The organism is Pseudomonas sp. LBUM1643 (assembly GCF_059716215.1).
Genome location: NZ_CP166813.1, coordinates 5,980,531 through 5,995,431, shown reverse-complemented (window position 1 = coordinate 5,995,431; position 14,901 = coordinate 5,980,531). Strand labels below are relative to the sequence as shown.

14 protein-coding genes are annotated in these 14,901 nt (G+C 59.5%); 3 read left to right on the top strand and 11 right to left on the bottom strand.

Features of this window, described 5'->3' with window-relative positions; genetic code table 11:
* Position 1: 1 nt before the first annotated feature.
* The 3 genes from choV to ACA063_RS27115 form a co-directional block, all read right to left on the bottom strand.
* Positions 2-1,180: a choline ABC transporter ATP-binding protein gene (gene choV / locus ACA063_RS27125; protein ID WP_497664016.1), complete on the bottom strand. Its 1,179-nt coding sequence runs from the start codon at positions 1,178-1,180 to the stop codon at positions 2-4.
* Positions 1,177-2,022: a choline ABC transporter permease subunit gene (gene choW, locus ACA063_RS27120; RefSeq protein ID WP_497664015.1), complete on the bottom strand. Its 846-nt coding sequence runs from the start codon at positions 2,020-2,022 to the stop codon at positions 1,177-1,179. The genes choV and choW overlap by 4 nt, the downstream gene beginning before the upstream one ends.
* A gap of 67 nt (positions 2,023-2,089) precedes the next feature.
* Positions 2,090-3,037, bottom strand: coding sequence for a choline ABC transporter substrate-binding protein (locus tag ACA063_RS27115; RefSeq protein WP_162436177.1), 948 nt, complete (start codon positions 3,035-3,037; stop codon positions 2,090-2,092).
* A gap of 437 nt (positions 3,038-3,474) precedes the next feature.
* On the opposite strand from ACA063_RS27115, the gene ACA063_RS27110 reads away from it, so the two are divergent.
* Positions 3,475-4,851: an L-serine ammonia-lyase gene (locus tag ACA063_RS27110; RefSeq protein ID WP_150785772.1), complete on the top strand. Its 1,377-nt coding sequence runs from the start codon at positions 3,475-3,477 to the stop codon at positions 4,849-4,851.
* A 520-nt stretch (positions 4,852-5,371) separates the two neighbouring features.
* Positions 5,372-6,475 (top strand): choline metabolism transcriptional regulator GbdR, encoded by a 1,104-nt coding sequence (gene gbdR, locus ACA063_RS27105; protein WP_162436179.1) that lies wholly within the window; start codon positions 5,372-5,374, stop codon positions 6,473-6,475.
* Positions 6,476-6,589: 114 nt separating this feature from the next.
* On the opposite strand, the gene ACA063_RS27100 is transcribed toward gbdR, so the two are convergent.
* The 6 genes from ACA063_RS27100 to choX form a co-directional block, all read right to left on the bottom strand.
* Positions 6,590-6,853, bottom strand: a complete 264-nt coding sequence (locus tag ACA063_RS27100) for a hypothetical protein (protein WP_497664014.1) — start codon at positions 6,851-6,853, stop codon at positions 6,590-6,592.
* A 386-nt stretch (positions 6,854-7,239) separates the two neighbouring features.
* Complete coding sequence (locus tag ACA063_RS27095; protein WP_497664013.1) at positions 7,240-8,403, bottom strand: gamma-butyrobetaine dioxygenase; 1,164 nt, start codon at positions 8,401-8,403, stop codon at positions 7,240-7,242.
* A gap of 13 nt (positions 8,404-8,416) precedes the next feature.
* Positions 8,417-8,893, bottom strand: a complete 477-nt coding sequence (locus ACA063_RS27090) for a thioesterase family protein (RefSeq protein ID WP_497664012.1) — start codon at positions 8,891-8,893, stop codon at positions 8,417-8,419.
* 124 nt (positions 8,894-9,017) lie between these two features.
* Positions 9,018-9,983, bottom strand: a complete 966-nt coding sequence (locus tag ACA063_RS27085; RefSeq protein WP_497664011.1) for an L-carnitine dehydrogenase — start codon at positions 9,981-9,983, stop codon at positions 9,018-9,020.
* 230 nt (positions 9,984-10,213) lie between these two features.
* Entirely contained in the window at positions 10,214-11,101 is an 888-nt protein-coding gene (cdhC, locus tag ACA063_RS27080) for a 3-dehydrocarnitine:acetyl-CoA trimethylamine transferase CdhC (protein WP_194691076.1), read from the bottom strand.
* A 75-nt stretch (positions 11,102-11,176) separates the two neighbouring features.
* Positions 11,177-12,121, bottom strand: a complete 945-nt coding sequence (gene choX / locus ACA063_RS27075; RefSeq protein WP_497664010.1) for a choline ABC transporter substrate-binding protein — start codon at positions 12,119-12,121, stop codon at positions 11,177-11,179.
* A 206-nt stretch (positions 12,122-12,327) separates the two neighbouring features.
* On the opposite strand from choX, the gene ACA063_RS27070 reads away from it, so the two are divergent.
* Positions 12,328-13,272: a GlxA family transcriptional regulator gene (locus tag ACA063_RS27070; RefSeq protein WP_497664009.1), complete on the top strand. Its 945-nt coding sequence runs from the start codon at positions 12,328-12,330 to the stop codon at positions 13,270-13,272.
* A 192-nt stretch (positions 13,273-13,464) separates the two neighbouring features.
* On the opposite strand, the gene ACA063_RS27065 is transcribed toward ACA063_RS27070, so the two are convergent.
* On the bottom strand, positions 13,465-13,881 hold the full coding sequence (locus tag ACA063_RS27065) for a DUF3010 family protein (RefSeq protein WP_497664008.1): 417 nt from the start codon (positions 13,879-13,881) through the stop codon (positions 13,465-13,467).
* 75 nt (positions 13,882-13,956) lie between these two features.
* Complete coding sequence (locus tag ACA063_RS27060) at positions 13,957-14,871, bottom strand: LysR family transcriptional regulator (RefSeq protein WP_497664007.1); 915 nt, start codon at positions 14,869-14,871, stop codon at positions 13,957-13,959.
* Between the last annotated feature and the right edge of the window lie 30 nt (positions 14,872-14,901).

Genomic DNA, 14,901 nt, shown 5'->3' with positions numbered 1-14,901 from the left:
CTTACCCCAGATTCTTGCCAAGCAGCGCGTGATACAGCTCGCTGTCCCCAAGAATGCCCACCACATGATTGTTGTCATGCAGCACCAGCTTGTTCCCGGTCTGATAGCGAATCTGCAGCGCATCACGCATGCCGATGTTCGAGTCCACCAGCGTTGGCCGGCGACCCAGACCATCGACCGCTTGCCCCGGCACCCAGTTCTGAAGGTCCAGGCTCTCACCGTTCTGACGGGCGCCCTTGATCGTGTTGCCTTCAGCCAGGTCCAGCCACGAATCGCCACCCGGATCGAGACAGACCGAGCCGTTGATGCGTTTGCAGTTGTCCAGGGTGCGCATCAGGCTGCGACCGCACAGCACGTTCAACGGGTTGGTGTGGGCGACAAAGGTGCGTACATAGTCGTCCGCCGGGTTGAGCACGATTTCTTCCGGCTTGCTGTACTGGACGATTCGACCGTCCTTCATGATGGCGATGCGGCTGCCCAGCTTCAACGCCTCATCAAGATCGTGGCTCACGAACACGATGGTTTTGTTGAGCTTGCTTTGCAGCTCCAGCAGTTCGTCTTGCAGGCCCTGGCGGATCAGCGGGTCGAGTGCCGAGAACGGTTCGTCCATCAGCAGAATGTCGGCGTCCATCGCCAGTGCTCGGGCGAGACCCACACGTTGCTGCATGCCCCCGGACAATTCGTCAGGTTTCTTGTTACGCCATTGGGTCAGGCCCACCAGTTCGAGTTTTTCATCGACCAGTTTCTTGCGTTCCTTCTCCGGCCGGCCCTGCATCTCCAGGCCGAAGCTGATGTTCTCGCGCACCGTCAGCCACGGCATCAGGGCGAACTTCTGGAACACCATCGCGATGCGCTTGGTGCGCATCATTTTCAGCTCTGCCGGAGTACAGGACGCGATATCGATCTGCTTGCCTTCGTGCTCCACGAACAACTTGCCACGGCTGACCGTGTTCAGGCCGTTGATGCAGCGCAGCAGGCTGGACTTGCCGGAGCCGGACAGGCCCATCAAGACGCAGATTTCACCCTTTTCGACGTCCAGGCTGGCTTTTTCAACGCCAACGATTTGTCCGGTTTTTTTCAGGATCTGGTCGCGCGTCATGCCCTGGTCGAGAAGCTTGAGCGCCTCTCGCGGGTCTTTGGAAAAGATTACGTCGACGTCTTCGAAGCGAATAATGCTCATGCGTCACCCCCTACTTTAGCGTCGGGTTGTTTGCAAATACGGTCGAGCATGATCGCCAGCAGTACGATCGCCAGGCCCGCTTCGAAGCCCAAGGCGATATCAGCAGTGTTCAGTGCGTTGACCACGGGTTTGCCCAGGCCGTCGGCGCCCACCAGTGCCGCGATCACCACCATCGACAACGACAGCATGATGCACTGGGTGATGCCGGCCGCGATGCTTGGCATGGCGTGAGGCAATTCAATCCGTGAAAGCAATTGACGACGCGAGCAGCCGAAGGCTTTGCCGGCGTCCATCAGTTCCTGTGGAACGTCTCGAATACCCAGGTAGGTCAGGCGGATAGGCGCGGCAATCGCGAACACCACCGTGGAAATGAGGCCTGGAACCACGCCCAGCCCGAAGAGGGTCAGGGTAGGAATGAGGTACACGAACGTCGGTACGGTCTGCATCAGATCAAGCACCGGACGCATCAGTGTGTAGAACATGGGTTTGTGCGCGGCGACGATGCCCAACGGCACGCCGATGACCACGCAGACCAGGGTGGCGAACAACACCTGGGCAAGGGTTTCCATGGTTTCCTGCCAGTACCCCAGATTGAGGATCAGCAGGAAGGAGGCGATGACGAAAACCGTCAGTCCCCATTTGCGTTGAATGAAATGCGCGAGGAGTGCGATAAGGCCGATCAATGCCAGCGGGTTGAACCAGGTCAGCGCAAAAGTCACGCCGTGGATCATCGTTTCCAGTGACACGGCGATGGCGTCGAAGGTGCTGGCGCCGTTTTGCGTCAACCATTCAACGAAGCCTGCGATGTACTGGCCTAAAGGGATTTTCTGATCAATCAGCATGGTAGTGAACGTCCGCATGCAAGGAAAAAACAGCCCGGACGACCGAAGTCGCCCGGCGTAAGCGATTTTACTGAGCGAGCTTGGCTTTCACGGCTTCCAGGCCAGGTTTACCGTCAATGGTGGTCACGCCAGCGAGCCAGGTATCGAGCACCTGTGGATTCTTTTTCAGCCAGGCCCTGGCGGCCGCGTCAGGCTTCATCTTGTCGTCCAGGACGTTGCCCATCAGCGTACTTTCCATGTTCAGGGTGAACTGCAGGTTCTTCAGCAGTTGACCGACGTTGCTGCATTCCTGTGCATAGCCCTTGCGGGTGTTGGTGTAGATGGTCGCCTGACCAAAGTTCGGGCCGAAATAATCGTCACCGCCGGTCAGGTACTTCATCTTGAATCGAGTGTTCATCGGGTGTGGTTCCCAGCCCAGGAACACCACGGCGGTGTTGCGCCGCTGTGCACGATCGACTTGCGAGAGCATGCCTGCCTCGCTGGACTCGACCACCTTGAAGCCGGCGTCTTTAAGGCCGAAGGCGTTCTTGTCGATCATGCTCTGGATCAGACGGTTGCCGTCGTTGCCAGGCTCGATGCCGTAGATCTTGCCGTCGAGTTCTTTCTTGAACTTGGCGATGTCGGCGAAATCTTTCAGACCTTTGTTATACAACTCTTCCGGGACGGCGAGTGTGTATTTTGCGTTTTCCAGGTTGGCGCGCAGGGTGTCCACGGTGCCGGCATCGCGATAAGCCTTGATGTCGTTCTCCATGGTCGGCATCCAGTTACCCAGGAACACGTCCATGTTCTTGCCGTCGGCCAGTGACTTGTAGGTTACCGGCACGGAAATCATTGTGGTTTTGGTCTTGTAGCCCAGTGCGTCGAGGACGACGCTGGTGGTCGCTGTGGTGACGGTGATGTCGGTCCAGCCGACATCGGAGAAGTTTACGGTGCTGCATTGGGCCGGTTCTGCAGCTTGCGCCAGAACCGGCAGACTAAGCATGGCGGCCAACAACAACGACGGGGAACCTTTCATTGACTGACTCCTTGGTGTTTTTTTTGGCAGTGTTCCGACTGGACCACCGCACTTATAGGTTGCGGTTGGATGGCGTTTTTGGGGACAGCTCTACCGCGGCGCCTTGCAATCGAGTCGATACGATCATGTACCAGTGAAAATCAGACGCCTACAGGGTGCGTCGTATCCAGTACAGGGAGGGTCGCATCCAGTGTCGGTGACGTCGTTTACAGCTTTTTTTAGCCCCCTTTGCTCCTCTGCACCGTAAAAAAACGGCGAAAACGCAGCGTGGACGACCTGCGGCGTTCGTGGACAAGAGTGCGTCGGTTAGAGACGCCGAACGACAGGGTAAAAGCCTGATGATGCAGCCATATCGGCGGATTGCAGCTTGAGCGTAGCAGCTCCGTCACTGGGCGCTTTTGCGTCTGGAGTTGGGCATATCCAGGAGTTCTGCAGTAATGGCTATCAGCGTTTTCGACCTGTTCAAAATCGGCATTGGCCCTTCCAGTTCGCACACTGTGGGGCCGATGCGCGCCGCAGCGCTGTTCGTGCAAGGTTTGCGCGAACAGGGTCTTTTGGAGCAAGTGCGGCGCGTCGAAGTTCAGCTGTATGGCTCGCTGTCGGCCACAGGCATCGGACATGGCAGCGACAACGCCGTGATCATGGGGTTGATGGGCGAGTGGCCGGACGCGATCGATCCGTCTCAAATCGGCATCCGCATCGCCACCCTGCGTGAAACCAGCGAGTTGCTGCTGGATGGTCGTTTACCGGTGCCGTTCATGTGGGCGCGGGACATGCGCCTGATCGACGAGAACCTGCCGTTTCATCCCAACGCCATGACGCTGATTGTCGAAGGCGACGCCGGCGAGCTGCACCGTGACACCTACTATTCCGTCGGTGGCGGTTTTGTCGTGGATGAGGCGCAAGCCAGCAGCGGCGTGGTCGACATGGATCGCACCGTATTGCCTTACGACTTTTCCAGTGCGGCCGAATTGCTCAGCCTCTGCCAGACACACAACCTGCGCGTGGCCGAACTGATGTTGGCCAACGAGAAGGTCTGGCGCAGCGAAGACGAAATCCGCAGCGGTCTGATGAAGCTCTGGCGGGCCATGCAGGATTGCGTCGAACAAGGCCTCAAGCACGAAGGCATCCTGCCGGGCGGCCTGAACGTTCGCCGTCGTGCTGCCAGGTTGCATCGCAGTCTGCAGGAGTTGGGCAAGCCCAATGTGATCGGCTCGACCCTGAGCGCCATGGAGTGGGTGAATCTGTTCGCCCTGGCGGTCAACGAAGAAAACGCAGCAGGCGGGCGCATGGTCACGGCACCGACCAACGGCGCGGCGGGCATCATCCCGGCAGTCCTGCATTACTTCATGAAATTCAGCGAAGCGGTGACCGACGCCAATGTCGTCGATTATTTCCTCGGCGCTGCGGCGGTCGGGATCCTGTGCAAGAAGAACGCGTCAATTTCCGGTGCCGAAGTCGGTTGCCAGGGCGAAGTGGGATCGGCCTGCGCGATGGCCGCGGCGGGGTTGGCGGAGATTCTTGGTGCCACGCCTGAACAACTGTGCAACGCGGCGGAAATCGGCCTGGAGCACAACCTCGGTCTGACGTGCGACCCGGTGGGTGGGCTGGTGCAGGTGCCGTGCATCGAGCGCAATGCGATTGCGGCGGTGAAGGCGATCAATGCGGCGCAGATGGCGTTGCGAGGAGACGGGCAGCACTTCATCTCGCTGGACCGCGTGATCCGCACCATGCGTGATACGGGGGCGGACATGCATGACAAATACAAAGAGACATCTCGGGGCGGGTTGGCGGTGAGTGCGGTTGAGTGTTGACACCGCGTCAACCCCATCGCTAGCAGGCTAGCTCCCACAGTAGATCTGGGTCGTCCACAAACCTGTGGGAGCCAGCCTGCTGGCGATTGCAACAGACCAGTCAAAACTGCGCGCTAACTGAACACCCGATCCAAAACGCGCCACCTTTTGGCGCGTCGCTTACAGATAAGCGATTTTCTCGAGATCAGGATCCAAGTCTGCCTTTACCGCCCGTCACCCGTGCTTGTGGTGACACTCTTTCAGAACGCGCCGCAGCCCTGTTCCCACAAGTGCTACCGATTTGCTCACCGCTCTCGGTGCGAGGCGCTTGTCGGCCTTGATGGCCATTTATATCCCCACTCTCTGCGCGTCATATCCAGACACATCCCGACGTCGTTTTCAGGAGTTATTGAACGCGCATTCAATTTTAGGCATGGCAATTGCTCTGTCATTACAAAGCCCGTCTCCCACGCGAGAACGATGGCAATAACAAGAGCCTCCGCCTGAGGCCATCACCCGCTTTGTGTGAGGAGATACCGCGATGACGACGTCCAACTCCGGGGCCCAACCCCAGAACCGTGCGCCTCAATCCATCGGCTTTTTGCTGCTGGACAATTTCACGCTGATTTCTCTGGCCTCCGCAGTGGAACCCCTGCGCATGGCCAACCAATTGTCCGGTCGCGAGCTGTATCGCTGGACCACACTTACCGTGGATGGCGGTCAGGTCTGGGCCAGTGACGGTCTGCAGATCACCCCCGATTGCTCCATGCACAAAGCCCCGGCGCTTGACACCATTATCGTCTGCGGCGGCATCGGTATTCAGCGCACTGTCACCCGTGAGCACGTGTCGTGGTTGCAAAGCCAGGCGCGTCAGTCCCGTCGTCTCGGTGCGGTCTGCACCGGCAGCTGGGCCCTGGCTTGTGCCGGCTTGCTGGACGGTTTTGATTGCAGCGTGCACTGGGAATGCCTGGCCTCAATGCAGGAAGCGTTTCCGCGTGTGGCCATGAGCACTCGATTGTTCACCCTCGACCGTAACCGCTTCACCAGCTCTGGCGGCACTGCGCCGCTGGACATGATGCTGCACCTGATCAGCCGCGATCACGGACGTGAACTGTCGGCCGCGATCTCGGAAATGTTCGTCTACGAACGCATCCGCAACGAGCAGGATCACCAGCGCGTACCGCTCAAGCACATGCTTGGCACCAACCAGCCGAAACTGCAGGAAATCGTCGCGCTGATGGAGGCCAATCTGGAAGAGCCGATCGACCTCGACGAACTGGCTGTGTATGTGGCTGTGTCGCGTCGTCAGCTCGAGCGGTTGTTCCAGAAATACCTGCACTGCTCGCCGTCGCGTTACTACCTGAAACTGCGCTTGATCCGCGCTCGGCAGTTGCTCAAGCAAACCCCGATGTCGATCATCGAAGTGGCGTCGGTGTGCGGTTTTGTGTCTACGCCGCACTTCTCCAAGTGCTACCGCGAGTACTTCGGCATTCCGCCACGTGACGAGCGCGTAGGTTCCAACACCACGCAGCAAGTAGCGATGATGCCGCTGCCGCAAGCCTTGGTGCTGTCGCCGTTGTCGGGACCGTTGTCGGCGTTGAGCCAGGCGCGGAACGAGTCGACGTTTGCCAGTGTAAGGCTCTAAACCGAGGGGCCATCATCGCGGGCAGGCTCGCTCCCACAGGTTTTGTGTCGATGCACCCATTGTGTGAACGACGCAAAACCACTGTGGGAGCGAGCCTGCTCGCGATTGGATCTGTCAGGCGCTACGGCTCTGCTGAAACTCCGCCAACGCCGGCAGCAATTGCCTATCGATGGCCTGGCGCACGGCCGGCAGGATCGTGGCGCTGCTGGTGTACATCTGCTTGACCATTGTGCGCAGCTCAATGGCCCGTTCGTTATTCATCCCCCGCACTGCACACTCGCAAGCCTGCTCGGCGGTGGCGCCGTTCGGTACTTGAAAACCCAACGACTTCAGTTGGCCCAACAGGTCTTCCTGGTCAATCAAATCGGCGTACATCATGACGCAATCCTTCTTCAGGGAACGGTGTCGTGGCTCGATTCTCGTAGGGGTGAGGGGTGGCGGCAAGGACGATTTGTCGCAATGGCCGGTATACCTATGAACAGGTCGTTTTCGGCTAACTCGGCGAGGAGGGGAGTGGGCACACTGGAGTCAGCTGGCTTCACGAAGGTTTGGTCACCCTCGCGCAACGGCTCCTCAACAGTACCCTCCTCAGCTCCGATCTTGTCACGGCTTGATCGGGGTTTTTTTTGCCTGTGAATCAGAAGGATGTGCAGTCTGTGCCAACGCCATCGCGAGCAGGCTCACTCCCACATTGACCGCATTCTTCTGGTAGGAACTCGGTTGAATGTGGGAGTGAGCCTGCTCGCGATGAACGATGACTCGGTCTAGCGCTGCAACACCAGAATCCGCGACAACAACTCGTCCCGATCCACATAGCACCCCTGGAAATGCCGGGCCCCGCTGGCAGGGTCGAACGCATTGCGCGCATGCAGGGTGCGGCGGTTATCGAAGCACCACAGCTCCCCGGGATTGAGTCTTTGCATCAGCCTGAACCGAGGCTCGCGAGTCATCGCGATTAAGCGCCGATACGCGCGATAGAGCCTGGGCATCTCATCCACGTTCGCATCGAACGGCCCGCGTAGAAAGTTCGCCATACGGATCTCCGACACCTGCCCCAACGCATCCAGCGCGATGATCGGCGCCAGGCACCGGTAGTCGCTGTGGCGGTCCTTGTTGCGGAATTCCACGGGGATGTTGCACAGGCTGTGGAACGACTCGGGATCCTCCAGGCGCAAGGCGTGCGCAATCGCAAATCCGTCGACGAAAATACTCTCGCCACCGTCGGCGTCATTCACCAGGCAGTGCAGAAATTGCAGTCCCGGTTGCAGCTCCCGGGTCGGTAAATCGCTGTGCAGTGGCAGGTTGAAGGCGGTGTAGGCATTGCTGTCAGCATCAGCCTTGGATTGCACGTTGAACAGCACACCGAAATTGCTCTCGCGGATGAAGGAAATGCGTTGCGCGATCAGCTTCAGCGATCCGGGCTCCGTGGGTACGCCGCGGACTTGGGTGAGGCCGATATCCCGTACCGCCAGGAGCCACTGCAACAACGCGTCGTTGTCGTTCATCAGCGCCGAATATTCGAACACCGGCAGCTGCAAATCGCTGTGCCACAGCGTGGCTTTGGGTTTGCGGGCTCGACGTTCGGCGCGGGATTCATCGTCATACGCATGCGCCCGCAACCAGCCCGGATCGAAGCGGCTGAGGTGGCCGTCCTGCCAATCGACACTGAGGCAGCCGTCTGCATCAATGCGGGTCTCGGTCGGTATCAGATGCTCTGCGACGTCGACGATTTCCAGCACTTGCTCGCGAGTTACCGTGTAGACGCAGAGTGGGCACGGGCAGTTGTCGCGCAACCACTGGTGATGGAACGGACTGATCCGCCCGTCGGCCCAGGTCACCTGAACGCGGTCCGCCAGGGTTTGCACGGCGGTCAATGCGCTGATCAACGGGTAGGTACGGAAGTCGGCAAAAGCGGCGGCGGTGTTCATGGCGATCTCCTTGTTATTTTTTTGGGGGTAAAGCAATCACTCGGCCAACGTAGTCAGGAACAGGCAGGTCGGTTTGTCCGGCGATGATGGCTTGCAGCTTGTTCAGGGTGTCGTCGCTGAACGGTGCGGAGCGCGGTCCGGCGAGGTCGACGTGGAGCAGCATTTGTTCGTTAGCCGCCAGCGTCTGGTCGTCTCCGATCAGGTGCAGGCTGTGGTAGAGGTGCAGGCGTTTGCTGTCGTGAGCGATGATTTGGGTGTGCACTTCAACGTCAGCGTCGAGCTTCACCTCGTGCAGGTAATTGAGGTGCAGTTCAAGGGTGAACAGCGAGTTGCCGCTGGCTTCGCGGTTGCTGCTGTCCATGCCGAGGCGGTCCATCAGTGCGTCGGTGGCGTAGCTGAAAATGAGCAGGTAGAAGGCATCGCGCAGGTGGCCGTTGTAGTCGACCCAGTCGGGGATGATGCGGGTTTGGTAGGTGGTGAGTGCGGGCATGATGGCTGATCCAGAACAGATTGTGATTGGAATGCCGTCATCGCCAGCAGGCTGGCTCCCACATTGGAATGCATTCTCCTGTGGGAGCCAGCCTGCTGGCGATGGGGCCAGTCCTGATAGTCGATTATTCGCTGAACGCCATCCCGTGTTTCTCTTTCGTAGTCTTCACCGCCTCGAGCACCGCCAGCAAGCAATCATCACGATAGCGCTCCAGCGCCGAAATGCTGTGGGTGCCCAATTGATCGCTGGTCCCATCGACCACATCATCGATCAACTTGTCGGTCAATTCCGGGGCCGGCAAGTACGTCCACGGCAACTGCAACGCCGGTCCGAACTGCGCCATGAAGTGCCGCATGCCCGCATCGCCACCCGCCAGGGTGTAGGTCAAGAACGTACCCATGAACGACCAGCGAAGTCCCGCGCCAAAACGAATCGCATCGTCGATTTCACCGGTGGTCGCCACCCCGTCGTTGACCAGGTGCAGGGCCTCGCGCCATAGGGCTTCGAGCAAGCGGTCGGCGATAAATCCAGGCACTTCCTTGCGCACATGCAGCGGACGCATTCCCAAGGATTCGTAGACTTTCATGGCCGCCTGTACAGCCTCGGGGGCGGTGTTTTTACCACCGACCACTTCCACCAATGGCAACAGGTAAACCGGGTTGAACGGGTGACCGACGACACAGCGTTCCGGGTGCGTCGAACTCTCGTAGAACTCGCTCGGCAAGAGCCCTGACGTACTGGAGCCGATCAGCGCATCGGGCTTGGCTGCCGCGCTGATTTTGCTGTGCAGGTCCAGTTTCAGATCGAGGCGTTCCGGGGCGCTTTCCTGAATGAAATCCGCATCACGAACACACTCTTCAATGGTGGCGACAAAGCGCAGGCGGTCTTGCGACGCGCCGGTTGCCAGGCCTTGTTTTTCCAAGGCGCCCCACGCATTGGTCACGCGTTTGCGCAACGCGGCTTCGGCACCGGGTGCCGGGTCCCAGGCTACTACGTCGAGGCCGTGGGCGAGTGCGCGGGACACCCAGCCGCTGCCGATGACACCGCTGCCCAGTGCTGCGAAGGTTTTGATTTCGGTGATGAAGGTCATGGTGTCGTCCTGAATGAATTCGATGATCCCCTGTAAGAGCAGGCCTGTGTGGTGAGGGGATATGTGGCGAGGGGATTTATCCCCGTTCGACTGCGAAGCAGTCGCAAACCTGCGAAATGCGGTTTCGTCTTTCCAGGTTTAGGGCCGCTTCGCGACCCAACGGGGATAAATCCCCTCGCCACATATTCCCTCGCCACACAAGCCGGCTCCTACAGGTCTTGTGTGTGAAATTAACCGCGCTTGGTCAGGCCCATTTTTACCCGGCCTTCGGCAGGGGTCAGGACACGGGCACCGAGGCGGCTGAGGATTTCGCTGGCGCGTTCGACCAGTTGGCCGTTGGTGGCTAGTACGCCTTTGTCCAGCCAGATGTTGTCTTCCAGACCGACCCGCACGTTGCCGCCCAGCAGCACCGCTTGAGCCGCCATCGGCATCTGCATGCGACCGATACCAAAGCCCGCCCAAACCGCATTGGCCGGCAAGTTATCGACCATCGCCTTCATGGTGGTGGTATCTGCCGGCGCGCCCCACGGGATGCCCAGGCACAGCTGGAACAGCGGATCGTCCAGCAGGCCTTCCTTGATCAGTTGTTTGGCAAACCACAGGTGACCGGTGTCAAAGATTTCCAGCTCGGCCTTCACACCCAGCTCTTGTATGCGTTTGGCACCCGCACGCAGTTGAGCCGGCGTCGATACATAAATGGTGTCGCCATCGCCGAAGTTCAGGGTGCCGCAATCCAGGGTGCAGATCTCCGGCAGCAGCGCTTCGACATGCGCCAGACGCGTCAGCGGGCCGACCAGGTCGGTGTTCGGGCCGAACTCCATCGGGTTCTCGCCCGCACCGATTTCCAGGTCGCCACCCATGCCGGCGGTGAGGTTGACGATGATGTCGACGTCCGCCTCGCGGATGCGCTCCATCACTTCGCGATACAACGCCACGTCACGGCTAAACTTGCCGGTTTCGGGGTTGCGCACGTGGCAATGGACCACCGTGGCGCCGGCCTTCGCGGCTTCTACAGCAGCGGCGGCGATTTGTTTCGGGGTGACCGGCACGTGTGGGCTTTTGGCGGTCGTGTCGCCAGCACCGGTGAGTGCGCAGGTGATGATGACGTCGTGGTTCATGATGCGGGTTCCTTGCAGGCGTGATGATTTCGTTCGCAGCCCATACGGGCTGCGATTCGACGGTTCAATCAGGATTTATTTGGTGGTGAGTTGCAGGTTTTCAGCGGCAGGTTTGCCATCGAAGGTGGTGACGCCCTCGAGCCAGCGCTGTTTGTCCTGCGGGTGATCTTTCAGCCATTGCTTGGCCGACTCGAAAGCGTCTTTGTGATCCAGCAGCGGCTGCATCATCCGGCTCTCGTCTTCGGCGGTGTAGGTCAGGTTGCTGAGCAAGCGGCCGATGTTCGGGCATTGTTCGGCATACTTCGGCGAGGTGACGGTCCAGACGGTCGCCATGCCTTCGTTCGGACCGAGCGCATCGTCACTGCCCGTGAGGTAGGTCATCTTCACGTTGACGTTCATCGGGTGCGGCGCCCAACCGAAGAACACCACCGCTTCATTGCGACGCACGGCACGATCCACCGCCGCGAGCATGCCGGCCTCGCTGGACTCGACCAACTGGAACTTGCCGAGACCAAACTGGTTCTTGGTGATCATCGCCTTGATCTGGGTGTTGGCGCCCGAACCGGGCTCGATGCCGTAGATCTTGCCGCCCAGTTCTTTCTCGAATTTGGCGATATCAGCGAAGGTTTTCAGACCCTTGTCCGCCAGATAAGTCGGTACGGCGAGGGTGGCTCGGGCGTCTTTCAGGCTGGGTGCTTCAAGCACCTTGACCTGGTTGGCCTGGACGAACGGCGTGATGGTCTGGGTCATCAGCGGGTTCCAGTAACCCAGGAACAGGTCCAGTCGCTGATCACGGATCCCGGCGAAGATGATTTGCTGGGACGCGCTGGTTTGTTTGGTGTTGTAGCCGAGGCCGTCGAGCAGGACCTGGGTCATGGCGCTGGTGGCGATCACGTCGGTCCAGTTCACCACGCCCATGCGCACGTTCTGGCAGGACGCGGGTTCGGCCGCCATGACGCTGGCGCTCAAGAAAGCGGTACCGCTGAGTGCAAGAACACAGCTGCTGATCAGTCGTTTCATGTCGGGTTCCTCGGCAGGTCGTTATTGTGGGTTCCGGTGTCTGCGCACCGGTGATGCCAAGTTACGCAGCTATAGGCCCGTGGAAGCGCACTACGGCGACCAGCTCTTGCACTGCAGCGACCTGTGCTCTTGAATGCCGCTCGCAAGTGGCGTATCAACGTCTGCACGCTTCCCGCCCTCTCGCTACCAGCCATTGAGTGCGCTCCATGTCCCAGGATTTCTACTTCTTGCTGATGCCCGGTTTTTCGGCCATTGGTTTTATCTCGGCTATTGAACCGTTGCGGGTCGCCAATCGCTTTCGCGGCGAGCTGTATCGCTGGCATGTGCTGAGCGCAGACGGCGGTGCGGTATTGGCCAGCAACGGCATGTCGGTCAACGCCGACGCCGCACTGGAACCGTTGAAAAAAGGTGCGACGCTCTTGGTTGTCGCGGGGTTTGAACCGCTGAAATTTGCCACGCCCGCACTGGAGCACTGGCTGCGCCGACTGGACATCGACGGCGTGACCCTCGGCGCCATCGACACCGGGAGCTTTGTCCTTGCCGAAGCCGGTTTGCTCGATGGCCATCGCCTGACCCTGCACTGGGAAGCGATCGACGCCTTCAAGGAATCGTATCCGCAGCTCAGCGTCACCCAGGAGCTGTTCGAAATCGACCGCAAGCGCATCACGTCGGCAGGCGGTACGGCGTCCATCGACCTGATGCTCGACCTCATCAGCCAGGCCCATGGCCCGGAACTGGCGATCAAGGTCAGCGAACAATTCGTACTTGGCCGCATCCGCCCTCGCAAAGACCACCAGCGCATGGAAGTGGCCAGCCGTTATGGCATCCGTAACAAGAAGCTGGTCCAGGTGATCGGGGAAATGGAGCAACACAGCGAACCGCCGCTGACCACGCTGGCGTTGGCGGAGTCGATCAAGGTGACGCGGCGACAGTTGGAGCGTTTGTTTCGACTGCACCTGAATGACACGCCGAGCAACTTTTACCTGCGATTAAGGCTGGAGAAGGCCCAGCAATTGTTGCGGCAGACGGACATGAGCGTGCTGGAAGTGAGCATCGCATGCGGGTTTGAATCGCCGTCGTATTTCACCCGAAGTTATCGGGCGAAGTTCGAGCGTTGTCCGCGGGAAGACCGGCGTACCGCAAAAGCATGAACAACCGAAAAAACTGTGGGAGCTGGCTTGTTCGCGAATGCGGTGGGTCAGGCAACATCAATGTTGAATAACTGACGCAGACCCCCTGTGGGAGCCAGCCTGCTGGCGATAGCGGTGTGTCAGTCAATCAAGATGCTGACTGATACACCGCTATCGCCAGCAGGCTGGCTCCCACAGAGGTGCGGTTTGATCTTATTTCTTCATCAACGCCGAACACGCCGCTTTGTACGCCTCATGCTGATACTTGTTCAGCGTCGCTGGTGGCTCAAACCCGTGCTTCTTGGCCTGCGCATTGATCGTCTGCGGCGACAACAGCGTCACCTCGCAACTCTCCAGCAACTGGAAAATGCCCTCGATCTTGAACGTGGTCGGTCCGCCGGCAAACTCGCCTTTCTTGCTGCGCTTCTTGATCGCGATCCGGTCGATGGAGTTCTCACGAACAAAAGATGCCACCTGCGCGGCAAAGACTTTGACGTTGGCCGCTTCGTCGTCGTCTTCCAGCGCGATTTTCTTGGTGGCGAGGGGAAGGTGACTCAGCGCCTGACCGTCGAGGGAGGCCACGGCAATGATTGCTTCGCTGCCTTTGATTTCGATGCCGCAGATTTTCATTTCGAGCCCTTTTCGGTCGGTCGGTGAAGTGTATGAATGGTGGCCCAGCCTGGGTGTTAAGTCACGGGGCGAGTGCTAGAGAGTGGTCGACTGCCCGCGACGATCCAGCTCGAAGACTTTGTTCTGTTGCAGGCGCGCCTTGAGCCAGCGTTCCGCTTTGCCCATTTTGCGTGTCCGGGCCCACAGCAGGTCGACAGCGACGTGCCAGTCCGTGTGGGGATAGGCGTCCAGTTGCAGTTCGACCAATTCGCCATTGGCCAGTTCACGCTGCATCAGCTGGCGCGGCAACGTTGCCCAGCCGAGCCCCGCGCGGACCATTTCAAGCAAAGCCAGGTAGTTCTCGGCCTGCCAGATCCGGGTAGACCGCAGGTATTCGCTGCTGGGTAGTTTTTCGGCATGCGCACTGAACGCCAATCGACGGTGCACGTGCAGGTCGTCGAAGTTCACGCTGTCCAGTTTCGCCAGCGCATGTCCCGGGTGGCAGACGTGCAGCATGATCAACTTGCCCAACTGCTGGAATTCCAGCTCAGGCGGGTAGCGGGGTTGGGAGAAGGCGATGCCCAGCACGGCCTGCCCCTTGGCCACCAGTTCACTGACATCCCCGTACACCGGGTGGCGGATGATCAGGTCGACATAGGGAAACACCTGTTCAAACTCCAGCAGCACCGGCATGACGGCGTTGTACGGCGTTTCAATCGCCAGTGACAGGCTGGGCTCGACCGCGTCGGACAAGCAATCGGCATGTGCCTGCAACGTCAGGCAGCGCTCCAGCACTGACTGCGCCTGCAGCAGCATCTTGTGGCCGGCGGGCGTCAGGATCGGGCTGCGATTGGAGCGATCGAACAGTTCCACGCCCAGATCATCCTCCAGATTGGAGATGGCCACGCTGACGGTCGATTGAGTCTTGCCCAGCTTGCGCGCCGCCGCAGAGAACGACCCGCATTGCACGGCCTGCACAAACATTTGCAACTGATCCAGCGAGAACTGCATCGGTCATTCCTCAAAGGCAAAAGCGCCTTT